This is a genomic window from Cytobacillus sp. FSL W7-1323 (assembly GCF_038595015.1).
Taxonomy (GTDB): domain Bacteria; phylum Bacillota; class Bacilli; order Bacillales; family Cytobacillaceae; genus Cytobacillus; species Cytobacillus kochii.
The window spans coordinates 1,945,884-1,968,957 of record NZ_CP151998.1; the positions used below are offsets into that span (position 1 = coordinate 1,945,884).

General features: G+C 36.0%; 26 protein-coding genes. All 26 read left to right on the forward strand.

Annotated features, from left to right (window positions below; genetic code table 11):
* Window positions 1-2 precede the first annotated feature (2 nt).
* The 26 genes from fliJ (at window position 3) to MKX67_RS10255 (ending at window position 22,961) form a co-directional block, all read left to right on the forward strand.
* The gene (gene fliJ, locus MKX67_RS10130) at window positions 3-446 is read left to right on the forward strand and encodes a flagellar export protein FliJ (protein ID WP_095369529.1); all 444 of its coding nucleotides are present in this window, start codon (window positions 3-5) and stop codon (window positions 444-446) included.
* A gap of 8 nt (window positions 447-454) precedes the next feature.
* Window positions 455-1,075 (forward strand): hypothetical protein, encoded by a 621-nt coding sequence (locus MKX67_RS10135; RefSeq protein WP_095369528.1) that lies wholly within the window; start codon window positions 455-457, stop codon window positions 1,073-1,075.
* 15 nt (window positions 1,076-1,090) lie between these two features.
* Window positions 1,091-2,410 carry a flagellar hook-length control protein FliK gene (locus MKX67_RS10140; RefSeq protein WP_322909230.1) on the forward strand — a complete coding sequence of 440 codons (1,320 nt, stop codon included), beginning with the start codon at window positions 1,091-1,093 and terminating at the stop codon, window positions 2,408-2,410.
* Window positions 2,411-2,422: 12 nt separating this feature from the next.
* Complete coding sequence (gene flgD / locus MKX67_RS10145; RefSeq protein WP_095369526.1) at window positions 2,423-3,052, forward strand: flagellar hook assembly protein FlgD; 630 nt, start codon at window positions 2,423-2,425, stop codon at window positions 3,050-3,052.
* Window positions 3,053-3,156: 104 nt separating this feature from the next.
* Window positions 3,157-4,581, forward strand: coding sequence for a flagellar hook protein FlgE (locus tag MKX67_RS10150; protein ID WP_342489271.1), 1,425 nt, complete (start codon window positions 3,157-3,159; stop codon window positions 4,579-4,581).
* A 43-nt stretch (window positions 4,582-4,624) separates the two neighbouring features.
* On the forward strand, window positions 4,625-4,849 hold the full coding sequence (locus MKX67_RS10155; RefSeq protein WP_095369524.1) for a flagellar FlbD family protein: 225 nt from the start codon (window positions 4,625-4,627) through the stop codon (window positions 4,847-4,849).
* Window positions 4,842-5,255, forward strand: coding sequence for a flagellar basal body-associated protein FliL (gene fliL, locus MKX67_RS10160; protein ID WP_095369523.1), 414 nt, complete (start codon window positions 4,842-4,844; stop codon window positions 5,253-5,255). The genes MKX67_RS10155 and fliL overlap by 8 nt, the downstream gene beginning before the upstream one ends.
* A gap of 69 nt (window positions 5,256-5,324) precedes the next feature.
* Entirely contained in the window at window positions 5,325-6,320 is a 996-nt protein-coding gene (gene fliM / locus MKX67_RS10165; protein WP_322909231.1) for a flagellar motor switch protein FliM, read from the forward strand.
* On the forward strand, window positions 6,313-7,527 hold the full coding sequence (gene fliY / locus MKX67_RS10170) for a flagellar motor switch phosphatase FliY (RefSeq protein WP_322909232.1): 1,215 nt from the start codon (window positions 6,313-6,315) through the stop codon (window positions 7,525-7,527). The genes fliM and fliY overlap by 8 nt, the downstream gene beginning before the upstream one ends.
* 17 nt (window positions 7,528-7,544) lie before the next feature.
* Entirely contained in the window at window positions 7,545-7,910 is a 366-nt protein-coding gene (locus MKX67_RS10175) for a response regulator (protein ID WP_095369520.1), read from the forward strand.
* 20 nt (window positions 7,911-7,930) lie between these two features.
* Entirely contained in the window at window positions 7,931-8,605 is a 675-nt protein-coding gene (locus MKX67_RS10180) for a flagellar biosynthetic protein FliO (RefSeq protein ID WP_322909233.1), read from the forward strand.
* Window positions 8,598-9,263, forward strand: coding sequence for a flagellar type III secretion system pore protein FliP (fliP, locus tag MKX67_RS10185; RefSeq protein ID WP_095369518.1), 666 nt, complete (start codon window positions 8,598-8,600; stop codon window positions 9,261-9,263). The genes MKX67_RS10180 and fliP overlap by 8 nt, the downstream gene beginning before the upstream one ends.
* 19 nt (window positions 9,264-9,282) lie before the next feature.
* Window positions 9,283-9,552, forward strand: a complete 270-nt coding sequence (gene fliQ / locus MKX67_RS10190) for a flagellar biosynthesis protein FliQ (RefSeq protein ID WP_095369517.1) — start codon at window positions 9,283-9,285, stop codon at window positions 9,550-9,552.
* Window positions 9,553-9,559: 7 nt separating this feature from the next.
* On the forward strand, window positions 9,560-10,336 hold the full coding sequence (gene fliR / locus MKX67_RS10195; RefSeq protein ID WP_322909234.1) for a flagellar biosynthetic protein FliR: 777 nt from the start codon (window positions 9,560-9,562) through the stop codon (window positions 10,334-10,336).
* A 4-nt stretch (window positions 10,337-10,340) separates the two neighbouring features.
* Window positions 10,341-11,426, forward strand: coding sequence for a flagellar biosynthesis protein FlhB (gene flhB, locus MKX67_RS10200; protein ID WP_095369515.1), 1,086 nt, complete (start codon window positions 10,341-10,343; stop codon window positions 11,424-11,426).
* Between the two features lie 73 nt (window positions 11,427-11,499).
* Window positions 11,500-13,533 (forward strand): flagellar biosynthesis protein FlhA, encoded by a 2,034-nt coding sequence (gene flhA, locus MKX67_RS10205; protein WP_095369514.1) that lies wholly within the window; start codon window positions 11,500-11,502, stop codon window positions 13,531-13,533.
* Window positions 13,533-14,663 (forward strand): flagellar biosynthesis protein FlhF, encoded by a 1,131-nt coding sequence (flhF, locus tag MKX67_RS10210; protein WP_307314403.1) that lies wholly within the window; start codon window positions 13,533-13,535, stop codon window positions 14,661-14,663. The genes flhA and flhF overlap by 1 nt, the downstream gene beginning before the upstream one ends.
* A complete protein-coding gene (locus MKX67_RS10215) occupies window positions 14,656-15,528 on the forward strand; it encodes a MinD/ParA family protein (protein ID WP_322909235.1) in 873 nt (290 codons plus the stop codon). The genes flhF and MKX67_RS10215 overlap by 8 nt, the downstream gene beginning before the upstream one ends.
* The gene (locus MKX67_RS10220; RefSeq protein WP_307314400.1) at window positions 15,528-16,613 is read left to right on the forward strand and encodes a chemotaxis response regulator protein-glutamate methylesterase; all 1,086 of its coding nucleotides are present in this window, start codon (window positions 15,528-15,530) and stop codon (window positions 16,611-16,613) included. The genes MKX67_RS10215 and MKX67_RS10220 overlap by 1 nt, the downstream gene beginning before the upstream one ends.
* Before the next feature lie 15 nt (window positions 16,614-16,628).
* Entirely contained in the window at window positions 16,629-18,632 is a 2,004-nt protein-coding gene (locus MKX67_RS10225) for a chemotaxis protein CheA (RefSeq protein ID WP_322909236.1), read from the forward strand.
* A 21-nt stretch (window positions 18,633-18,653) separates the two neighbouring features.
* Window positions 18,654-19,106 carry a chemotaxis protein CheW gene (locus MKX67_RS10230; protein WP_095369510.1) on the forward strand — a complete coding sequence of 151 codons (453 nt, stop codon included), beginning with the start codon at window positions 18,654-18,656 and terminating at the stop codon, window positions 19,104-19,106.
* Window positions 19,106-19,741: a chemotaxis protein CheC gene (locus tag MKX67_RS10235; protein WP_095369509.1), complete on the forward strand. Its 636-nt coding sequence runs from the start codon at window positions 19,106-19,108 to the stop codon at window positions 19,739-19,741. The genes MKX67_RS10230 and MKX67_RS10235 overlap by 1 nt, the downstream gene beginning before the upstream one ends.
* Window positions 19,742-19,746: 5 nt before the next feature.
* The gene (locus MKX67_RS10240; RefSeq protein WP_180316976.1) at window positions 19,747-20,241 is read left to right on the forward strand and encodes a chemotaxis protein CheD; all 495 of its coding nucleotides are present in this window, start codon (window positions 19,747-19,749) and stop codon (window positions 20,239-20,241) included.
* 59 nt (window positions 20,242-20,300) lie between these two features.
* Entirely contained in the window at window positions 20,301-21,053 is a 753-nt protein-coding gene (locus MKX67_RS10245; RefSeq protein ID WP_289433539.1) for a FliA/WhiG family RNA polymerase sigma factor, read from the forward strand.
* A 24-nt stretch (window positions 21,054-21,077) separates the two neighbouring features.
* Complete coding sequence (locus MKX67_RS10250) at window positions 21,078-22,415, forward strand: FapA family protein (RefSeq protein WP_322909237.1); 1,338 nt, start codon at window positions 21,078-21,080, stop codon at window positions 22,413-22,415.
* A gap of 45 nt (window positions 22,416-22,460) precedes the next feature.
* Window positions 22,461-22,961 carry a hypothetical protein gene (locus MKX67_RS10255; protein ID WP_095369505.1) on the forward strand — a complete coding sequence of 167 codons (501 nt, stop codon included), beginning with the start codon at window positions 22,461-22,463 and terminating at the stop codon, window positions 22,959-22,961.
* Window positions 22,962-23,074 lie beyond the last annotated feature (113 nt).

A 23,074-nucleotide genomic window follows, 5' to 3' on the forward strand; every position in this document is an offset into this window, starting at 1 on the left:
AAATGTCTTTTAAATATAAGTTTGAGAAAATTATGCATGTAAAAGAACGTGAAAAAGATGAAGCTTTGGATATTTATAATCAAGCGACGAGACGTTTTGAAGAAGCTGCGACCAAACTATATGAATTGCTAAAGAAAAAAGAAGATCTAGATAGATTGCAATCTGAAAGACTAGTTAGTGGTTTACAAGTAGTGGAAATGCGTTATCAGCAACAGTTTATTTCGAATTTAGAAAAGACAATTAGTCATTATCAAAAAAGAGTAATGAATGCTCGTACACAAATGTATTATTATCAAGAAAAGCTTGCAGAAAAAATGACAGAGTACAAGAAATATGAAGTCATTAAAGATAAGAAGAAGATGCAATACGTATCAGAAATGAAGAGATTAGAAAATATTGAAATGGATGATATTTCAATCCAGCAATTTATCCATAAAGAACTTTAGGTGATAAGATGGAAAGTCACAAAGAGAAAAGGTCTAGACCGGTCATTAAGATATTTATGATCATTGCCACCACTTTAATTGGACTTATCGCAATTGGATTATTAATCCTAACTGTAAGTGGATATAACATCTTTGAAGTGGCGAAAAAGTATGGTCAAAATGTTCCTGTTCTATCTACCCTTTTTGAAGAAGATCAAACAGAAATGATGCAAACAATGGAAAATAGACTGATCGAACTAGAGGCAGAGGTCAATGACCGTGAGGCAAGAATTGAGCAACTGCAAAATCAAGTAGAAAGTAAAGACAATGAATTAAATAAAGCAAGCCAAGAAAAAACACGATTAGAAAATAGAGTAGACGAATTAGTTTTAATGAAAGAAGAGAATAAGCGGGCTTTTAGTGACATTATTAAAACTTATGAAGAAATGGCTGCTAAAAAAGCTGCGCCTATTTTATCTAATATGAATGAAGAAGAAGCGGTGCGAATCCTGGCAGAGGTAAAACCTGAAGTACTTGCTGATATACTGGCAAAAATGGAACCAACAAAAGCTGCTTCATTTACAAGCCTGGTAACAGCGTCTGTAGAAAATACTTCTACCACAGATGACGATGAGAAAGCCGCTGAATAAAGAGGGAGATGTTTCATGGAACTCATGTCACTGTTACCTATAAATAATAACCATCAATCTACTAAAGAAGTATCAGCTAATGAGAAGGTGGGGAAAGGCGATTTCGCTCAATTTTTAGGGAGTGTTCTGTCAACTGTGGAAACGGTCAGTTCGAATAGCGACGTCACGAAAGATGCAGTTACAAAGCAAGATGATTTGCTTTCTCTTCTCGGAGTATTAGAGTGGGAAGATTTGCCGGAAGAATGGCAATCGTTTATGTATATCGACTTACGAGATGAACCGCTAGTTGTAGAAAAGGCTAGTCAGTTATTAAACATTGAAGAAGAAGAGATGGAATTGATTTTTACTCATATCCAGTCATTGTTGAAAAATCAAGATGATATTTCTATAGATCTTCAAACGGCAGAAGCTAGAGAGAATTTTCTTTCAAAGTTAGTTTCAGTAGTGGAAGGTGGGCGTGCGCAAACACAAACACAAACACAAACAACTGACCTTATCACTCAGAACAAAGCCGTCTTCCAAACAATAAAGCTTGTGCAAATGATGAATCAACAAACGGAACCATCACCATTTAATCAACAACAATTAGCTGGACTCGTAAAAGACATCGTGAAAATACTAGAAAACGAAGCAGTTGTACCGATACCTCAATCCATTTCTTTAAAAGCCCGAGAGACACAACTTCGAACACAACAGTTGGTCAATCATTCACCACTAAGCATGACGTTAATAAATAGTGAGCAGAAGCAAATGGAAACAGAAGTGGAAATACTTTCAACAATTAGTAAAGGAATAGAGGATCAAAATCCGGATATAAAGACTGTGCAAGTTCCTACAAATCCGGTTGCAATCTCTAAGAACGATACTTTGCAATTACATATTCTACAAAATGGTAAACCAATTCCGGCAGAACAATTAGTAAAACAGTTTGAGAATACCTTATCCCGTGCCAAATTTACGACTGTTAATGGGATACAAAAACTGAGCATACAACTCACACCAGAACATTTAGGCACATTGAAGATAGAAATTGTCCAAAAAGATCAAGTGATGATTGCTAGAATTATTGCAAGTACACAGGCAGCCAAAGATGCATTTGAATCTAGCGCACAAACTCTCAGACAAGCATTTCATTCACAAAATATCAATGTCGATAAGATCGAAATTTATCAAACCTCCTTAGAACAAAAGCATGCAGAGGAATCGTTCAGTCAAAGAGAGAAGAATCAACCAAATCAAGATGGTGATGGTCATAACCGAAGAGAAGAACAAGAGGATAAAGCAACCTCTTTCTTCGATGAATTAGAAGCAGAATTATTAAATCTAAAGGTTTAGGTGGTAAGTTATATGACAAACAGTATTGATTCTTCTTTATTGCTATCACAATCACAAGCAGCCAATACCAATAATAGCAATACATTAGGCAAAGATGACTTCTTAAAATTATTAATGGTTCAACTTCAAAATCAAGACCCAACAAGCCCGATGGATGATAAAGAATTTATATCACAAATGGCTCAGTTTTCTTCTTTAGAACAAATGACTAATTTGACAACAAGTATGGAAGAAATGATCAACATTCAAGAGCAGAACCAATTACTATCTTATTCTCAATTTGTAGGTAAAGAGATTACTTGGCATAAATTAAATACTAATGAGGCTAATGTGGAAGTTGAGCAAGGAACTGGAAAAGTTGCTTCCATACAGTTCAAAGATTCTACTGTCACATTTATTCTTGAAGATGGAACCGAGTTATCACCAAGTAATATTTCTGAACTAAATCAGCCAACGATTGATGAGAATACATTAGTTCAATCTAGTTTATTAATCGGAAAAGAAATTACTTATCAGGATGATCAAGGGGAAAATCAAATAGCTAAAGTGGAGTCAGTGTCCTTTAAAGATGGACAAACATATTTTCATATTTCAGGTTCTGAAAAATTAATTACCCCACAGCAAATTATGAAAATTGAATAAAAGCGAAATGATATATTTGATGATTTAAAGGAGGAAATGCAATGCTACGCTCAATGTATTCAGGGATCAGTGGAATGAAGAATTTTCAAACAAAATTAGATGTAATTGGTAATAATATCGCCAATGTTAATACAGCTGGTTTTAAGAAGAGTAGAGTCACATTTAAAGATGCAATGAATCAAATGGTGGCTGGTCCATCCTCACCGACAGAATTACGTGGTGGGCGAAATGCAACACAAGTTGGCCTAGGGTCTACTTTGGCTACGATCGATGTTATTCACTCTGGATCGAGTATGCAAACGACCGGTAGAGCATTGGATTTGGGCATTGAAGGAGATGGTTACTTTATCGTTCAGCAAGGTGGGGCCCAGTATTATACGCGTGCAGGTAATTTTTATTTGGATGATGATGGCAGTCTAGTGAATAGTGAGGGGTTAAAAGTACAGGCATATAATAGCAACGGTGTATTAGGTGATGTGGTTGTAAATGTGAATGCCACCCTTCCTGCAGTGACAACAGAATCAATCACAGTTCAAGGAAATCTAGCAAAAGATGCGAATATTGGAACGGTATTTAATCAACAAATAAAAACAATTGATAGCAATGGTAATGCCCATGCGTCAACTGTTTACTTTAAAAAGATGGGCGACAATAGCTGGGGTGTCTTTTTTAATGAAGAGCCAAAACCATCTTCTGTTGGTACGATCACAAATCCAGATGAAGACGCTGGAAATATTAGTGTGAAAAATCCAGAAGGTTACAAGGGGACACAAACAGGAGATTGGGAAGTTGAGTTAAAAGATGATGTATATACGATTTCAACACCTGATGGTGATGTAACTGTAAATGCGTCTCAAGTTAAGAATGGCGTCTTATCCGCCCATGGCTTACAAATTGATGTATCAAATGTGAAAGAAGATGGTACTTGGACGTTTAATGTTACGGCACCAACCCAACCTGAGGATAATCTTACATTAAGCTTTGATGCCAATGGACAAATCGTAGGTGCTGATGCGTTAAAAGAAGGTATTAGAATACCAGTTCCTTCAGGTGTAACAGATAATATGGCAACGGATGAAGATGAAAGTCAATTATTAGTTAATCTTGATTTTTCTGCACTTACACAAGTAGAAGGAGCATCGAATGCCAATGTATTTCCTGATGGTTATACGGAAGGGAAACTGGAAAGCTTCAATATTGGTGCATCTGGTGAAATTAATGGTGTCTATTCAAATGGTCTTATCGATATTCTTGGAACGATCGCTTTAGCCAAATTTAGCAATAGCTCAGGGTTAACAAAAGCTGGTAATAACCTTTATCAAGCTTCTGCCAACTCAGGTGTGGCTAATATTGGTATGGCAGGTGACGGAAGAGGGAGCTTAGCAGCAGGATCACTTGAAATGTCTAATGTTGATTTATCAGAAGAATTTACTGAAATGATTACTGCCCAAAGAGGCTTCCAAGCAAATACAAGAATTATTACGACGTCTGATGAGATTCTTCAAGAACTAGTTAACTTGAAACGTTAAAAAGGGAGGTTTAGGCAAGCTTTGGTTTGCCTATTACAATAAATTGATAAAATTATCGAGATTAAATGGTCAATCGTTTAGGTTAAATGCGTTTTATATCGAAACAGTCGAATCATTTCCTGATACAACAATCACACTTACCAATGGTAAAAAGTATGTTGTGAAGGAAAATGAATTAGAAGTAGTGGAAAGTATTCAGCAGTTCTACCAGGCTGTTGGTATGATTAAAGCTCATTCTATGTGGGAGGAGAACGGTGAAGATGAATAAAAAATGGCTCATCGTTGGAATTCTGTCATTGTTACTAGTAATTAGTGGTTCGTTATTTTACTTTACGGATGTATTTGCGAAGGATGCAAACGAGTCTTCTATTGATGATATTCTTGAACGCACTGTCTCTATTGACCAGATTACGACAAATCTAGCAAGTGACGATTATATACGGATATCTTTTACTATCCAAGTGGAGAGTAAAAAGGCGAAAGAAGAGTTAGAGAAAAGAGATTTCCAAGTGAAGAACTTAATGATCCAAGAGTTATCAGAAATGCAAGCAGATGATTTAAGAGGTAAAGATGGTCAACTATTATTACAGAAAAATTTAACAAAAAAAATAAATGACCTGATGGAATCGGGCAAAATTGAAAAAATCTATATAACTGAATCAATCCTCCAATAACATAATTGCTGACAGATTACTCATCTTTTAAAAATAAGAGTTTAATTCAAAGATATGGAGGTGACTTTTTTGCCAGGAGAAGTTTTATCGCAAAGTGAAATAGATGCGCTTCTATCAGCCCTTTCAACTGGAGAGATGGACGCTGATCAACTGAAAAAGGAACAGAGTGAGCGCAAAATTAAAATATATGATTTTAAACGTGCTCTTAGGTTCTCTAAAGATCAAATTAGAAGCATAACAAGGATTCATGAAAATTTTGCTCGGTTATTAACAACGTACTTTTCAGCACAATTAAGAACTTATGCGCAAATTTCGGTGACATCTACTGATCAAATTCCGTATGAAGAGTTTATTAGTTCAGTTCCTAAAATGACAATCCTTAATGTTTTCGATGTTCCACCACTTGATGGAAAAATATTGATCGAAGTAAATCCCAATATCGCATACGCATTAATGGATCGCATGATGGGTGGCAAAGGATCTAGCTTAAATAAAGTAGAAAACCTAACAGAGATAGAAACAAAGATTATGTCTAATACGTTTTCGAAAGCTTTTCTTCTCTTGAAAGAGGCTTGGAGCAATGTAATAGACATCGAGCCAAGTTATGCAGATTTTGAAGTCAATCCCCAATTCTTGCAGATGGTTTCACCTAATGAAACAGTTGTCGTAATATCTCTCACTGCCACAATAGGCGAGGCAAGTGGAATGATCAACATTTGTATCCCGCATGTGGCATTAGAAGCCATTATGCCAAAGTTATCAGTAAGATATTGGATTGAATCAGATGTAAAGAACAGAGAGCCTGAAGAGATAGAACGATTAACAAAAAATATTGAGATGGCCAGTATTCCCGTTGTATGTGAATTAGGATCGACGGATATTAGTATTGAAGATTTCTTAGATTTAACAATTGGTGATGTGATTGAATTGGATCAAGGCATTCACGAACCGATGCAGATTAAAGTTGGCGAAATTCAAAAATTCACAGGACAACCTGGGAAAGTCCATAAAAAAATGGCTGTACAAATTTTGGATTTTGTGAAAGGAGAAGAAGAAAATGAGTAATGATATGCTTTCACAAGATGAAATTGATGCATTGTTAAAAGGAACGGGAGACGAGAACGAAACATTTTTTCGTTCTGCTCCAGAAGAGCAAGACAAAGGGCAAGAACTAACGCTTATTGAACAAGATGCTCTTGGAGAAATAGGTAATATTTCATTTGGTAGTTCGACGACAGCTTTGTCTACATTATTAAATCAGAAGGTAGAAATAACGACTCCTTCTGTTTCTGTTATCGAATATGATAAATTAATTGAAGAATTCCCCCATCCTTATGTTGCCATTAAGGTGAATTATACAGAAGGGTTCAAGGGAACGAATATTCTTGTTATTAATCAACATGATGCATCGATCATTGCCGATTTGATGCTTGGTGGCGATGGAAGTCAACCATCACCAGACATGGGAGATATTCATTTAAGTGCGGTGCAAGAAGCAATGAATCAAATGATGGGCTCAGCTGCTACTTCAATGTCCACTATTTTTGCGAAAAGGGTGGATATATCTCCTCCGACAATTGATATACTGAATTTATCGACAGGTGAAGGGACAGAAACGATCCCTAGGGAAGATCCTCTAGTGAAAATCTCTTTTCGCATCATCATTGGTCAATTAATTGATTCTCATATTATGCAAGTATTACCTTATCACTTTGCCAAAAGCTTAGTGAAAGAGTTATTACAAACAACAGCTGAAGAACAAAGTGACAAGGAAATGGAACAACAAAAAGTAAGTGATGTACAACCGCAAGAGATTGCACAGATGGAAGAGACAAGCTCATCTTTATCAATGAGTGATATGCCTCATAGCTCTACTGAAAATGTTGATACATATAGTCAGCCTAATTATTATCAACCACCAACTGAGCCAATGCAAAAACAAGCGGTACAGGCGCAGATTCAGCCGGCCAACTTTTTAGAGTTTGGTTCGCAACAACCAGCTGAAAAGCAAACGAATAATTTGGATATGCTCTTAGATATACCATTGCAGCTAACAGTCGAATTAGGACGTACCAAAAGATCTGTAAGAGAAATTTTAGATATGACGCAAGGGTCAATTATTGAATTAGATAAATTGGCAGGCGAACCAGTAGATATTTTAATAAATAGTAGATTAATAGCAAAAGGTGAAGTGGTTGTAATAGATGAAAACTTCGGTGTAAGGGTCACTTCAATAATCAGTCAACAAGATCGTCTTAAAAAGTTAAGGTAACCAAGGAGGAATAGAAAATGTCTCAAAAAATATTAATTGTCGATGATGCAGCTTTTATGAGAATGATGATTAAAGATATATTGGTGAAAAATGGTTTTGAGGTTGTAGGAGAGGCAGCAGATGGTTTACAAGCAGTTGAAAAGTACAAAGAAACAATGCCTGATTTAGTTACAATGGATATTACCATGCCAGAAATGGACGGAATCACAGCATTAAAGGAAATCAAAAAAATTAATAGTCAAGCTAAGATTATTATGTGTTCTGCTATGGGACAGCAGGCGATGGTGATCGATGCCATTCAAGCAGGTGCTAAAGATTTTATTGTTAAACCATTTCAAGCAGATAGGGTTATCGAGGCGATTTCAAAAACATTGAATCAATAAGCCGTAAGAAGTGAGATGTAATGAACATGTATAAACAAGTAATAGGAAGAATATGTATACTAGCCATTTCCTGCTTATTTTTGACGCAGTTACTTCATGTGACTGCGTCAGCTGAATCTAGAAGTGTTGAGGAAATGGTGAAGGATGAGGAAAAATCCACAGAGAAAAATGAGGTTGAACCAAATATACACTCAGAAGAAATAACAGCAGACACTACGGAAGTCGGGTTAAATGCTTGGGATTTTATTCAGATGATTTTTGCTACAGTGTTTGTGGTTGGCTTGTTATATGGCTTGTTAAAGTTTGTTAATAAAAAGAGCCGCTCTTATAAATCAACCAATGTCGTTAATCACCTTGGTGGGACTGCCTTAGGTCAAAATCGCTCGGTGCAAGTCGTCAAAATAGGTGAAAAAGTGTATATACTAGGCGTTGGTGAAAATGTACAACTCATCAGTGAGGTCGCTGATAAAGAAGAGCGGGATACTTTATTAAAAAATTATGAAGAACAAGGCGACCAGTCATTGCAAGCAAAACAGTTTCTTACTCAACCTTTCAAGATAATGAAGAAGTCGGAAAGTGAACAAGTTAAGAACCAATCTTTTCAAGATATTCTTAGTAAACAACTGGCAGATATGAAAAAAAAACGTTCCGACCAACTTGAAAATTTGAAGAAGGGTAAACACGAACATGAATGAAGTAATGGAGATATTTAATAACAGTTCACCCGATAATATTTCAACATCTATTAAACTGTTACTAATGTTAACAGTACTTTCTTTAGCGCCAAGTATTTTAATATTAATGACATGCTTTACGCGTATCGTGATTGTTCTCTCTTTCGTAAGGACGGCATTAGCTACTCAATCTATGCCTCCCAATCAAGTGATAATTGGACTTGCCTTATTTTTAACTTTTTTTGTGATGGCGCCTACTTTTCATGAGGTTAACGAACAAGCATTATCACCCCTATTCAATGAAGAAATTGATCTAGAGGAAGCATATGATAGAGCTTCCCTTCCCTTTAAAGAGTTTATGAGTGCTCATACGAGAGAAAAGGATCTACAGCTATTTCTAGATTATTCAGGAGCTGAAAAGCCTACTTCTATCGAGGAGATTCCATTAACAGCACTAGTGCCAGCATTTGCTATTAGTGAAATTAAAACAGCCTTCCAGATTGGTTTTATGATTTTTATTCCTTTTCTAGTCATTGATATGGTCGTAGCCAGTGTATTAATGTCGATGGGAATGATGATGCTTCCACCTGTAATGATCTCATTACCTTTTAAGATTTTATTGTTCGTGTTAGTTGACGGTTGGTATTTAGTAGTGAAATCACTACTACAAAGTTTTTAAGTAAGGGAATGTTAGAGAAATGACTTCGGAAACCGTAATTTCAATCGCCGAGCAGGGGATAATGGCAGTACTAATTGTATGCGGACCATTATTATTACTAGCTTTAGTGGTCGGCTTAATTGTGAGTATCTTTCAAGCAACAACACAAATTCAAGAACAGACGCTAGCATTTGTGCCAAAGATTGTCGCTGTGTTAGTTGGTATAGTCGTCTTTGGACCATGGATGTTAAATTATATGGTTAGCTATACGAGTGATATTCTTTCTAATTTAACAAGGTATATAGGTTAAAGTTATTATGCAAGAATTATTCAACTATTTTCCAAGTTTCCTATTAGTATTTGTAAGAATTACCTCATTTTTTGTGATGATGCCGATTTTTTCATATAGGAATGTTCCTAATACAATGAAAATAGGGCTTTGCTTTTTTATTGCATGGATTATGGTATTTACACTCGATTTACCATTACTTGAAATAGACAATATGTATATTTTTCTCATTCTTAAAGAAGCATTGGTTGGTTTGTTTATCGGCTTTCTTGCTTATTTATTATTATCGGCGATTCAAACTGCAGGTGGTTTTATCGACTTTCAAATGGGTTTTGCTCTAGCGAATGTCATTGATCCACAAACTGGTGCACAAAGTCCGCTAACGGGTCAATTTTTATACATTATCTCACTCCTATTTCTATTATCGGTCAATGGTCATCATTTATTATTAGACGGAATCTTCTATAGTTATCAATATGTCCCACTTGATCAACCGTGGATTGCGTTTGGAAATGCTAATATGGCTGAATATATGGTGAAAGCTTTTAGTAGAATGTTTGTTATTGCCTTTCAAATGGCTATTCCCGTTGTCAGCTGTTTATTTCTTGTTGATGTGGCATTAGGGATTCTCGCTCGAACGTTCCCTCAGCTAAATGTTTTTGTAGTCGGGTTACCGTTGAAAATTGGTGTAAGCTTCATCATCTTATTTATTATGATGGGTGTGATGATGTTAGTTGTTTCAAAACTGTTTGAAGAAATGTTGTATTTCTTACGAGGCTTGATGAACTTGATGGGAGGGGCATAAAAAAATGTTTCTCACACTCGATTTACAGCTTTTTGCTGGAGAAAAGACAGAGAAAGCAACACCGAAAAAGAAACAAGATAATCGTAAGAAGGGGCAAGTTGCAAAAAGCCAAGATGTAAATACTGCTATTATGTTACTAGCTGTTTTTACGTTCTTTTTCTTTGCCGCAGATTTTCTGCAAACTTCCATCATCACAATGCTTGAGCATTCTTTTAATGAATATTTATTACTTGATGTAACGGAAGCATCTGTTTTTAAGATTTTATTGGACATCTTAAAAGAACTAATTATGATTGTAGGTCCAATTATGGTAGTGGCCCTTATCGCAGGAATCATTGCTAATTATATACAAGTTGGCGTGTTATTTACGACAAAACCAGTTGAACCGAAGCTTGAGAAGTTAGACCCGATTAAAGGCTTTAAGAGAATTTTTTCTCTCCGTGCTATCGTTGAAATGTTAAAATCGATTCTTAAAATTAGTATCATTGGCGTCGTTGTTTTTTCGATTTTGTGGTTAAGAATTGACGAGATTCTCATTCTCTCACAAAAAACAATTGGGGCTGCAATGAAAACAGTCATTGATTTAACCATCCAAATGGGGATATTTGCTTCCTTAGCGTTATTGGTTCTAGCAATATTAGATTATTTATACCAAAAATATGATTATGAAAAGAATTTACGAATGTCAAAGCAAGATATAAAAGATGAACATAAAAGTTCGGAGGGAGACCCTTTAATTAAATCTAAAATTAAGCAAAGGCAGAGGGAGATGGCGACAAGAAGAATGATGCAAGAAGTGCCAAAAGCAGATGTCATCATTACCAACCCCACTCACTATGCTATCTGTTTGAAATATGATGAGTCGAAAGCAGACGCACCAATTCTTACAGCTAAAGGGGTAGACCATGTCGCACAGAAAATAAAATTAATCGCTAATGAACATAAAGTAATCATGGTAGAGAATAGACCGCTTGCTAGAGGTCTTTATGATCAAGTTGATATTGGCGAGAGTATACCTGAAGAGTTTTTTAAAGCGGTTGCTGAAGTTTTAGCTTATGTATATAAAGTGAAAAACCAATTGGAGAAATGATAACTATTAAAAATAACCATCTATCAAAAGATGGAGAGATAGATTGTTTTATATATCGTTAGGAGAGAATCAGATGGCTGTAAAAGATTTATCGGTGTTGTTGAGCGTTATTCTAATTGTTGCTATGCTCATCATTCCTTTTCCCCATTGGCTATTAAGTATTTTAATTATCATTAATATGGCGCTCGCACTTATGGTTTTACTCATGGCCATGAGTATGAAGGAAGCACTGGAATTTTCTATATTTCCATCGCTTGTTCTTTTAATGACTTTATTTCGCATCGGGTTGAATGTCTCTACGATGCGTGCCATCCTTTCCGAAGGTGATGCGGGAAAAGTTGTTGAAACGTTTGGTTCCTTTGTTACTGGAGGTAACGTAATCGTCGGTTTAGTTGTGTTCATCATTCTCGTAATCGTTCAGTTTATTGTTATTACAAAAGGGACTGAGCGTGTATCTGAGGTTGCAGCAAGATTTACTTTGGATGCAATGCCTGGAAAGCAAATGAGTATTGATGCAGATTTAAATGCTGGGATGATCTCTGAACAAGATGCTAGAAATCGTCGTGAAAAAATCGGGCGGGAAGCAGATTTCTATGGAGCGATGGATGGTGCGAGTAAATTTGTAAAAGGCGATGCCATTGCGTCTATTATTATTACATTAATTAATCTAATCGTTGGAATAATCATTGGTGTCACGCAATTAGGTTTACCAATAGGAGAAGCTGCCACTCATTTTTCTATGTTAACAATTGGTGATGGGTTAGTGAGCCAAATACCAGCTCTTCTAATGTCTACTGCTACTGGTTTAGTTGTCACTAGATCAGCTTCAGAGGGGAATATTGGATCGGATATAACTGGGCAATTATTTTCATATCCTAAAATGCTCTATATTGCCGGCGCGACTATTCTTTTCTTAGGTGTGTTTACACCGATTGGCTTGTTATTAACACTTCCTATCGCAGGTTTGTTAATAGCAGGCGGGTATTTTATTTCTAAAACACCAGCACCTGACAAAGAGCAATTACAAGAAATTGAAGAAGAAGTGCAAACAGATGAAATGAAAAGCCCTGAGAGTGTGATTAATCTATTAAATGTGGATCCGATAGAATTTGAATTTGGCTACGGGCTTATCCCATTAGCAGATGGGAATCAAGGTGGCGATTTACTTGATCGAATCGTTATGATTAGAAGGCAATTAGCCATAGAGTTAGGAATTATCATCCCTGTCGTTCGCATTAGAGATAATATTCAATTACAACCTAATGAGTATCGACTCAAAATAAAAGGGAATGTTATGGCCAAAGGGGAGCTTTTGTTAGATCATTATCTAGCCATGAGTCCAGGTGTCGAGGAAGATTCTATTGAAGGAATTGATACAATCGAACCCTCATTTGGTTTACCAGCTAAATGGATTAATGAAGACACGAAAGAGCAAGCTGAAATTTACGGTTATACCGTTGTTGATCCCCCCTCAGTTGTGTCCACTCATTTAACTGAAGTGATCAAAAATAATGCTCATGAGTTAATAGGTCGTCAAGAAACGAAGCAATTAATCGATCATTTACAATCAAGTTATCCTATTTTGGTGGAAGAAGTCACACCGACGCCTTTAACAACGGGAGATATTCAAAAAGTGCTGGCGAAATTACTTAGAGAAAACATCTCTATTAAGAATCTACCAGTGATATTTGAAAGTTTAGCAGATACTGTTAGATCGACAACTGATACAGATTTATTAACGGAGTATGTTCGTCAAGCACTTGCTAGACAAATCACCGATCAATTTCATGATGAAGGTGAATCGTTAAAAGTGATTACTTTATCTGGAAAAGTAGAAAAGATTATTGCTGATGGGATTCAACAAACAGAACAGGGGCGTTTTTTATCGGTAGATCCGACACAAACACAAACGATTTTAGAGTCTCTGGCAAACCAAATCGAACAAAGCTCTATGTTGAATCATACACCAGTGGTCTTATGTTCACCTGCTGTTCGTTTATATGTAAGACAATTGACGGAAAGGTATTTTCCTCAAGTGCCTATTCTCTCTTACAATGAGATAGAAGCTAATGCAGAAGTACAAAGCGTTGGAGTGGTGAATCTATAATGAAAGTGAAAAAATTTACTGTTAATACAATGGCAGAAGGATTAGAGAAAATACGTAAAGATTTAGGACCAGATGCCATGATTTTACAAACGAAAAAAACTAAAAAAGCAACGGGATTTCTCGGTCTCTTTAAAAAGGAGCAACTAGAGATTATGGCAGGTGTCGACCCTGAGGCAAAGCAGCAGAAATCTGATCAACCACCAGCCTTTCAAACGCAGACTTCTTCAAGTGAGTTAGAGAATATGCAACAAATTATTACGCAGTTGAATGAAGTGAAAGGGCTAATGAAAGAAAAGCGAAACAATTTACATAGGCAAACTGAAACCGTGCCAACAGATGTTAAAACAATGATTGAACGATTACACAATATGGAATTGCCAGCATTTCTTATCAATGAGATGACAGACCATCTATTATCGAGATGGTATAAAGAATCAGAGCAATTACGTGATAGCAAGGTGACAGAATGGATAGAAGAATATCTGACTAGTAAACTAGAAGGTATTTCATTTGGCGGTATTACTTTTAACAATAAATTAATTAAACTGGTAGGTCCAACAGGGGTTGGGAAAACAACTACCATTGCTAAACTGGCTGCTGAAGCGGTATTAAAACATAAGAAACAGGTAGCATTTATTACAACTGATACGTATCGTATTGCTGCTATTGAGCAATTAAGGACATATGCTGATATTTTCCATGCACCTCTAGAGGTTTGCTATTCTGCCGAAGATTATCAGCAGGCAGTAGAAAAGTTTGCTCATTACGATGTGATATTTATAGATACAGCAGGAAGGAATTATCGTCTCGAGGAAAATATAAAGGAGCTTTCCTCTGTAACAAAAGCCACTGATTTTCCGACTGAGACGTTCCTGGTGCTGTCACTTACTGCAAAAGTAGAAGATATGAAAGAGATATATGAGCAATTTACCAGAATGGACATTGACCGTTTCCTATTTACTAAAATAGATGAAACGAGCAACCTTAATGCAGTAGGAGAAATGGTGCTTCGTTTTCAAAAAGGGATTGCTTATATGACAAATGGACAAGAAGTACCCGAAGACTTGAAAGAGATGACAAAGGAAAAATTTTTGAATATCGTTCTCAAAAAGGATTCGGCTTATGTATGATCAAGCAGCTAAACTACGTGATCATTTAAGCAATAATCAACCCTTTATCGATCAAGAAGGTCGTGTCATCTCTGTGATTAGTGGTAAAGGGGGCGTGGGGAAGTCAAATATATCCTTGAATCTTTCCATTTTATTGAAAGAGCAACAGAAGAAAGTCTTGTTAATTGACATGGATATAGGTATGGGGAATCAAGATATTCTAATCGGTCGTTCTTTTCCATTTACTTTAGCTGATTATTTTCATGAAAAGCGCTCATTCAATGAGTTAATAGAAAAGGGGCCATTAGGTATTGATATGATTGCCGGTGGTTCAGGACTCTCAAATATATTGCAACTGGATAAACAAAAGGTGGATAACTTCCTTGATGATTTAAGTGTCGTTTTAAGGACATATGATTTCATCATTTTAGATATGGGAGCAGGGATGAGTTTGGAAGCTGTTTCATTTATTTCATCTTTTAAAGAAGTGATTGTTGTTACAACACCAGAGCCTCCAGCTATAATGGATGCTTATGGTGCGATAAAACAAATTGCCCGAAATCAGTCGGATATTCAATTTTCAATGATTATGAATCGCGTCGATGACATACAGCAAGCTGGTGAAGCATACGAGCGTATTTCGGCAGTAGTAAAGAAGTTCTTACAATTGGAAATTGTATATTTAGGATGTGTGTTTGAAGATAAAAAAGTGAAAAAAGCCGTTCAACACCAAGTCCCTTTTGTCCAATTGGATCGACAGGGACAAGCTGCTAAACAATTAGCACTCATTACTTCTCAATTATTAAATGAAATAGAAAGAATGGAACAAGGAAGCGGTACTTCTTTTATCCAGCGTTTAAAACATTTGCTTTTAAGTAGGAGGTGATGGGTGTGAATAAGATAAAGGTAGTTGTAATTGATGACTCAGCATTTATGAGAAAGCTAATTACCGATTTTTTATCTGGAGATCCACTAATAGAAGTAATAGGTGTAGCGAGAAATGGTGAAGAGGGCGTACGTGAAGTGATTCAAAAACAGCCTGATGTCGTTACACTAGATATTGAAATGCCAATTATGAATGGACTTGAGGCGCTGCAAAAAATAATGGCAAATAAACCTCTACCAGTTATCATGTTATCTAGTGCCGCGAAAGTAAGTACAGATCATACGATACTAGCATTTAAATATGGCGCATTTGATTTTATAGAAAAGCCATCGGGTCCGATTTCCTTAGATTTATATAAAATCAAACATGATTTAATAGAAAAAGTGAAAATAGCACGACAAACAAACATGAAATCGTTAATTAGTCCTATAAAACAACCTCACAAAAACATAAAAACATCTGCCGATTATAGTAATATAGAACTAAAGGGTGAGCATTTAGTATTAAAAGAGAAAAAACCTTTACTCGTTACAATTGCTGCATCAACAGGAGGGCCACGAGCCATTCAATCTATTTTACAAAGTTTTCCGCAGGATATAAATGCAACAATGCTGATTGTCCAACATATGCCACCGTATTTCACCCATTCTTTAGCAAACCGATTGAATCAAATGACTCATATTACGGTGAAAGAAGTAGAAGATGGAGAAAAGTTGGAGAAAGGTGTTGCTTATATTGCTAAAGGCGGCTTACATTTTACTATAAATCAAAAAGGCAGTTTTCTTTTCGCTCATTTATTACCACCGGAGAAAAAAGTGGGGCATTGTCCATCTGCTGATATGCTGTTTGCTTCATTTAGTGAATTGCAGGGCTATAGACAAGTAGCTGTCGTATTGACCGGAATGGGCGTAGATGGAAAAAAGGGAGCACAAAAGTTAAAAGAGAAAACGAAAACAACCATTATTGCCGAATCGAAAGAAACAGCCATCGTTTACGGGATGCCAAAAGCGATAGTTGATAATGGATTAGCTGATGAAGTAGTAGAGTTACAAAATGTCTCATCTACAATCTTGAAGTATGTTTAATGGAGGTGTCCTTAGATGGAAATGAACCAATATTTAGATCTTTTTATTGAAGAAAGTAAAGAACATCTACAAAATTGTAATGATTTGCTGCTTAAATTAGAGCAAAGTCCAGAGGATTTATTCATTGTTAATGAAATTTTTCGCTCTGCTCATACTTTAAAAGGCATGTCAGCTACGATGGAGTTTAATGATTTAGCCCAATTAACTCACCAAATGGAGAACGTGTTAGATCTTATTCGTAATGAGAAACTAGCTGTATCTTCACAAGTACTTGATGTATTATTTTTAGCAGCTGATTACTTAGAAGAAATGGTAGAATCTATTGCCAGTGGAGGCAATGGACAATTGAATGTAGAGACTGTAGTGAAACAATTGCAGAGCTTGGATGGCAAAGAACAGCTTGAGAATGTAAATGCACCGGAAACTATGCAATTTGGGAAGCTGACCTATGATGATTATGAATGGACTGTATTAAGTCAATCAAAAGGTACCGATTATCACCCCTATGAAGTGACGGTGCAATTACATAAAGATTGTTTATTAAAAGCAGTTCGAGTATTTATGGTTTTTGAAACACTAGAGAAAAATGGAGAAATCATTAAATCGCACCCTCAGGCAACTGCTCTTGAAGAGGAACAATTTGACTTTGAGTTTACAGTAACTATTCTCTCCTCTAACACAAAAAAAGAGATTGAAATGGAGCTGTTGAAAATATCTGAAATCGACGCTGTCGAAATCATAGCGATAGATTTGTCTCAGGCAAGTGAAGAAGCGGCGGTAGCTGTAGAACAAGTGGTATTGCCTACAGAAAAAGAGGTTGAAGTAGCACAGCAACAGACTTCATCATTCAAACAGCAGAGCAAACATGCAACGAAAACGATTAGGGTAAACATAGAACGACTAGATATCTTGATGAATTTATTTGAGGAATTGGTGATAGATAGAGGACGTCTACTACAAATTTCTCAAGATTTAGACCATCAAGGGTTACAAGAAACCGTTGAACATATGTCTCGTATTTCCGGAGATTTGCAAAATATAATTCTCAATATGAGGATGGTTCCAATTGATACAGTCTTCAATCGTTTTCCTAAAATGGTAAGACAACTAGCGAAAGATTTACATAAGTCTGTCAACCTAGAGATTATTGGTGCCCAAACGGAATTAGATCGAACAGTCATTGATGAGATTGGTGATCCACTCGTTCATTTGATTAGAAATGCAATGGACCATGGAATTGAAAAGCCCGAAGAGCGTTTAGCGAAAGGTAAGTCACAACAAGGAACAATTATCTTGAAGGCTTATCATAGTGGAAATCATATTTTCATAGAAATAACGGATGATGGGGCAGGAATAAATAAGGACAATGTGTGTCGAAAAGCCATTTCCAAAGGGATTATTAAAGAAGAAGAGATCGCTTCTATGGAAGATCAAGATATTTATCAGCTTATTTTTTCATCAGGCTTTTCTACAGCTAAGGAAATTTCCGATGTTTCGGGCAGAGGCGTCGGTTTAGATGTTGTTAAAAGTACAATTGAATCATTAGGTGGATATGTTACGATTCAGTCTAATGAAGGAAACGGCTCAACCTTCTCCATTCAATTACCTTTAACCCTTTCAATTATTTCCGCTATGTTAGTAGAAGTAGAAAATGAAAAGTATGCTATTCCTTTATCCTCCATTATTGAAACAGCAATTATAAAAAAAGCTGACATTATGAAAACACATAATCAGCAAGTAATCGATTTTAGAGGTAAAGTCGTTCCGCTCGTTTCTTTACAATCTATTTTTGAAGTGAATGATGAAAGTGAAGAAACACCAGAGACGCTTTCAGTTGTTATCGTTCGAAAAGGAGAAAAGCTGGCTGCATTAATCGTGAGTTCTTTTATCGGGCAACAAGAGATTGTACTAAAATCATTAGGTGATTATTTAACGAATGTTTTTGCCATATCGGGTGCGACAATATTAGGCGATGGACAAGTAGCGCTAATTATTGATTGTAATGAGTTGATAAAATAATAGGAAGATGGTGATTGGACTGTGGAAAATAACCAACATACTGTTCAATTAATTGTATTTCAGCTTGGTGATAAAGAATATGGGGTACCTGTTGCAGATGTACTCTCAATAGAAAAAATAGAACATATTACGAGAGTGCCAGGAACAGAGAAGTATATTAAAGGTGTCATTAATCTGCGTGGTGTTATATTGCCAATTGTCGATTTACGCACGAGATTTAATTTACCCGAACACCCCTATTCCGAACATACTAGAATTATTATTACGAAAAAAGGTGAAAAGGAAGTGGGGTTAATTGTCGATGCAGCTAATGATGTGATAGATGTTGCAACATCACAATTAGAGCCCCCGCCTGAAGTGGTAGGAACAGAGTCGTTTGATTATATAAAAGCTGTCGCCAAAATGAATCAACAAATTCTTATTTTGATTGACTTAGCTAAAGTATTAAATATAGAGGAGAATGTAGAAGTTTAATGGCTGATTCTTATTCTATTAATAATCGACACCATCTCCCAAAATTTATAGATATGTTAAAAGAAGTAGCAAATATTGGTGCAGGTAATGCAGCAACAGCACTTTCTTCTTTGCTGGATAAAAAAGTAAATATGCGTGTTCCCTCGGTTCACATCTATACCTATCAAGAGGTAGTCGAGGCGAACGGTAATGACGAGAATGTAACGGTTGGGGGTCTGTCGCAAGTATCAGGCTCTCTTTCAAGCCAACTATTATTATTAATGTCTTATCAAAATGTAGAACGGTGGATAGCAAACTTGCTACAAAGCCAAAATGAAATGTTTAGTAGTCTATACGATCACATGGAACAATCAGCATTAGCGGAATTAATGAATATGTTAACAGGCGCCTACGCTTCAGCACTTGGGGATTTTTTTGAAGAACCACTCTTTTGTTCACTTCCTGCTATAAGTATTGATATGTCAGCTGCATTAATCAGTGATGCTTGTATTACACAATCATACGACTATGATGAGTTATTAGTTATTCAAACGAGTATGGAGATTGTTGAAGAATCGAAAGAAGAGCTTTGTCACTTATTGATCTTCCTCGATAATCACTCGTTATCTGAAATCTTAAAGAAATGTGACGGATAAATATAATGAATACAAGTGAAGTCGTGAAAGTTGGGATAGCTGACTGTCATATTGTTCAGGCACCTCAGTTAATTAGGACGTCAGGTTTAGGTTCTTGCGTAGGTGTCGTACTTTATGATCAAAAAAAGAAAATAGCAGGATTGGTTCATATAATGCTCCCTGACTCATCCTTAGCAAAATCAAAGGTATTTAACCCCGCTAAGTTTGCTGATTCAGGAATTAAGCATTTGTATGATGAGTTAATTAAAAGTGGTGCGCATCGTATTTCCATCATGGCTAAGTATGCAGGTGGGGCACATATGTTTAAATTTTCATCCGGTCAAGATGTGATCCGTATTGGCGAAAGAAATATAGCCACTACAGAACGAATATTAAAAAACTTGCAAGTTGAAGTGACAGGTAAGGATGTAGGTGGTCACTGTGGACGAACGATAGAGTTCAATCCAGAGAATGGCAAGATGATGGTTAAGACGGTTAATCAAGGAGTGACATATATATAAATATTTGTTAGAGGAGGTGAGTATCTGGTTTAAATCATGTATTTAACCAGATTCAATCAATGCTACAAGTTTCAGAAGAGAAAGCTTGGGATGAGTGGGTATGTTCACGAAATCAAGACGCGGGTAATTTTCTCGTTAAAAGATATATGCCACTTGTGAGTTATCATGTTCAAAGGATTGCAGCAGGTCTCCCTAAAAACGTGTCAAGGGATGAATTAAAAAGTCTTGGCATGATGGGTTTATTTGATGCACTAGAAAAATACGACCCCAATCGTGACCTTAAATTTGATACGTATGCATCCTTCAGAGTTAGGGGTGCCATCTTAGATGGTTTAAGAAAAGAAGACTGGCTATCTAGAAGCACGAGAGAAAGAACAAAAAAAGTGGAAGCGGCGATTGAAAGATTAGAGCAGGCCTATATGCGTAATGTCACAGTTGAAGAAATTGCTCTTGAGGTACAATTATCAACTAAGGAAGTATATGCTACTCTAAATGAACAATACATGGCCAACTTATTATCTATTGATGAAAAACCGAGTGACTATGATTATGATGATTATTCATTTGTTCTTCAAGATGAGAGAGCTATTTTACCAGAAAAACAGCTTGTTAAAAATGAATTAATTGAAGAATTAACATCACAAATTAAGCAATTAAACGAAAAGGAACAATTAGTGGTTAGTTTATTTTATAAAGAAGAACTGACATTAACCGAAATTGGTGAAGTTTTACAGCTTTCTACATCTAGGATTTCACAAATTCATTCAAAGGCAATTCAAAAGTTAAAGAAAACATTAGAAAAAATCGTCTAATGTTCTTTGAAGGAGGGTTTTTCTATGGTAGGAGGGCATATCATTTCTGTATCACCTGATAGGTTAACTGCTTTGTTACATCTACAGGCAAGTGAGATACAAGATGATAATATTAAACAAGTAATAGAAAAAAGTATTCGTAAAGCGAATATTACATACGGACTTGACCATGCGCTAATCGCGAAAATAGTTGAAGACCCTCTAGCCTACACTTCCCCAATCGAAATTGCAAAAGGCGAGAAACCAATCGCTGGAAGAGATGCTTATTTAGTAAAGGAAAAGTTAAATATGCATAGTGAGAAGCGAGAGAAGCTTAATGACATACATGAGCATATGGTCACAGTAGCAAATGGAGAGGTGATCGCAACTATTTTTCCAGCTACACCTGGAACGGACGGAATTGATGTTCATGGACAAAGGGTTAACAGCATGAATGGAAAAGAATTACACATCACTCCAGGGGAAAATGTGATCTTACATCATGAGCAATATTATTCTTTAATTGATGGTGAAGTCTTACTGTCAAAAAACAGCTTGTCTGTGTTGCCGATACAACTGATAGATGGTGATTATCATCCAGGAAAAGGTATAATGAAATTTGATGGTAACGTGGTTGTGAAAGGGAATGTCTTAACAGGAAGCCATATAGTGGCAACAGGTAATATAAGGGTAGAAGGAACAGTTGAAAACGCAAATTTAGAGGCACAAGGCTATATTTATATTGAAGGTGGAGTCCTCGGAAATCAATATGGTAAAATTCAGGCTCAAGGTAGTATAAGAGCCCATTTTTTAAATCAAGCAGTAGTAGAATCTGAAAGTAATATATATATAGAGCGTTCAATCCTTCATAGTGTAGTGTTTGCCAAGGAACATATTTATGCTAATAATGCATCTGTCATCGGGGGGCATTTATCAACATATGGTGAAATGATTGTCAAAGATATTGGCAATCACCATTTTACATATACTGAAATTGAATTAAAAGATGAGGATTATTCACTACAAGAAAAGTTAGGGGAAATCTCGAACAAACTTGCTGATTTAAATATCGTAAAACAAAAGTTAGTTTCTATTGAGTCTAAATTGCAGGAGGATCAACAGGGACATCCGTTGGCATTAAAACATAAAAAGACTAAGAAGCATATCGAGCAAGAAATCTTAAATCTAACGAAAAAGAAACAAGAGATAGAAAGTCACCACACTTTTCAAAAGGATAAGCTAGCTATCAAAATTCTTGGAGATCTATACCCTCAAACAAAGATAAAAAAAGGTAAGTACGCCAAGCTTTTTAAAAAGCCGAATGCGCATATTACCATTCATTTTGATAAATCAGAATTTATTGTATTACCTATTGAAAATTAAAAAGTAGAGAGTCACTAATAGTTGACAAAAAAGAAGGGATAAATAATGATTGTTTTCTTCCTTATCATTAGTCTCATATTGAATATACTCGCAATCACTGCGATTCTTCTCCTTTATTTACGGCAAAATCGTTTTGTTTCTTTAGAAAAAGAACAAAAAAATAATATAGAACAAATGGATCAATTATTAGCGATATACATAACGGAAATGCGTGAAGAGAACGAAGCTTTTTTGAAGCAGGTCCAGCAAAGAAATATATTATCTCCAGTAAATGACGAATCTAACGTACAAAATGAGCCAAATCCACAAGAGTTGAATAAACGCTATCGGACAACAACAGCTAAAAAGAAGGCTGCATCTATTTATCAAGCTAATCAAGCCAATAAGGATACTCATATTGACCGTCAAAAAGAAAAGAATGAAGCGACTACCCATTCTTCTATTCAGGACCTTTATCATCAAGGGCACTCCGTCGATGAAATTGCAAAACGCATGAATAAAGGAAAAAAAGAGGTAGAACTTTTATTGAAATTTTCTAAGGAATGATGATAAGTCTTGCTTACTTACTGGAGTTATGCTATATTATAAAACGGTGTTAATACACACGCTTATTGATTTAACTAGTTGGTGCTGTCAATACAGTTTCTAGTTAAAGATGA

Coding starts and splice junctions, on each gene's coding strand:
- fliJ (WP_095369529.1), top strand. CDS start 3: ATGTCTTTTAAATATAAGTTTGAGAAAATTATGCATGTAAAAGAACGT.
- MKX67_RS10135 (WP_095369528.1), top strand. CDS start 455: ATGGAAAGTCACAAAGAGAAAAGGTCTAGACCGGTCATTAAGATATTT.
- MKX67_RS10140 (WP_322909230.1), top strand. CDS start 1,091: ATGGAACTCATGTCACTGTTACCTATAAATAATAACCATCAATCTACT.
- flgD (WP_095369526.1), top strand. CDS start 2,423: ATGACAAACAGTATTGATTCTTCTTTATTGCTATCACAATCACAAGCA.
- fliL (WP_095369523.1), top strand. CDS start 4,842: ATGAATAAAAAATGGCTCATCGTTGGAATTCTGTCATTGTTACTAGTA.
- fliY (WP_322909232.1), top strand. CDS start 6,313: ATGAGTAATGATATGCTTTCACAAGATGAAATTGATGCATTGTTAAAA.
- MKX67_RS10175 (WP_095369520.1), top strand. CDS start 7,545: ATGTCTCAAAAAATATTAATTGTCGATGATGCAGCTTTTATGAGAATG.
- MKX67_RS10180 (WP_322909233.1), top strand. CDS start 7,931: ATGAACATGTATAAACAAGTAATAGGAAGAATATGTATACTAGCCATT.
- fliP (WP_095369518.1), top strand. CDS start 8,598: ATGAATGAAGTAATGGAGATATTTAATAACAGTTCACCCGATAATATT.
- fliQ (WP_095369517.1), top strand. CDS start 9,283: ATGACTTCGGAAACCGTAATTTCAATCGCCGAGCAGGGGATAATGGCA.
- fliR (WP_322909234.1), top strand. CDS start 9,560: ATGCAAGAATTATTCAACTATTTTCCAAGTTTCCTATTAGTATTTGTA.
- flhB (WP_095369515.1), top strand. CDS start 10,341: ATGTTTCTCACACTCGATTTACAGCTTTTTGCTGGAGAAAAGACAGAG.
- flhA (WP_095369514.1), top strand. CDS start 11,500: ATGGCTGTAAAAGATTTATCGGTGTTGTTGAGCGTTATTCTAATTGTT.
- flhF (WP_307314403.1), top strand. CDS start 13,533: ATGAAAGTGAAAAAATTTACTGTTAATACAATGGCAGAAGGATTAGAG.
- MKX67_RS10215 (WP_322909235.1), top strand. CDS start 14,656: ATGTATGATCAAGCAGCTAAACTACGTGATCATTTAAGCAATAATCAA.
- MKX67_RS10220 (WP_307314400.1), top strand. CDS start 15,528: ATGGGTGTGAATAAGATAAAGGTAGTTGTAATTGATGACTCAGCATTT.
- MKX67_RS10225 (WP_322909236.1), top strand. CDS start 16,629: ATGGAAATGAACCAATATTTAGATCTTTTTATTGAAGAAAGTAAAGAA.
- MKX67_RS10235 (WP_095369509.1), top strand. CDS start 19,106: ATGGCTGATTCTTATTCTATTAATAATCGACACCATCTCCCAAAATTT.
- MKX67_RS10240 (WP_180316976.1), top strand. CDS start 19,747: ATGAATACAAGTGAAGTCGTGAAAGTTGGGATAGCTGACTGTCATATT.
- MKX67_RS10245 (WP_289433539.1), top strand. CDS start 20,301: ATGCTACAAGTTTCAGAAGAGAAAGCTTGGGATGAGTGGGTATGTTCA.
- MKX67_RS10250 (WP_322909237.1), top strand. CDS start 21,078: ATGGTAGGAGGGCATATCATTTCTGTATCACCTGATAGGTTAACTGCT.
- MKX67_RS10255 (WP_095369505.1), top strand. CDS start 22,461: ATGATTGTTTTCTTCCTTATCATTAGTCTCATATTGAATATACTCGCA.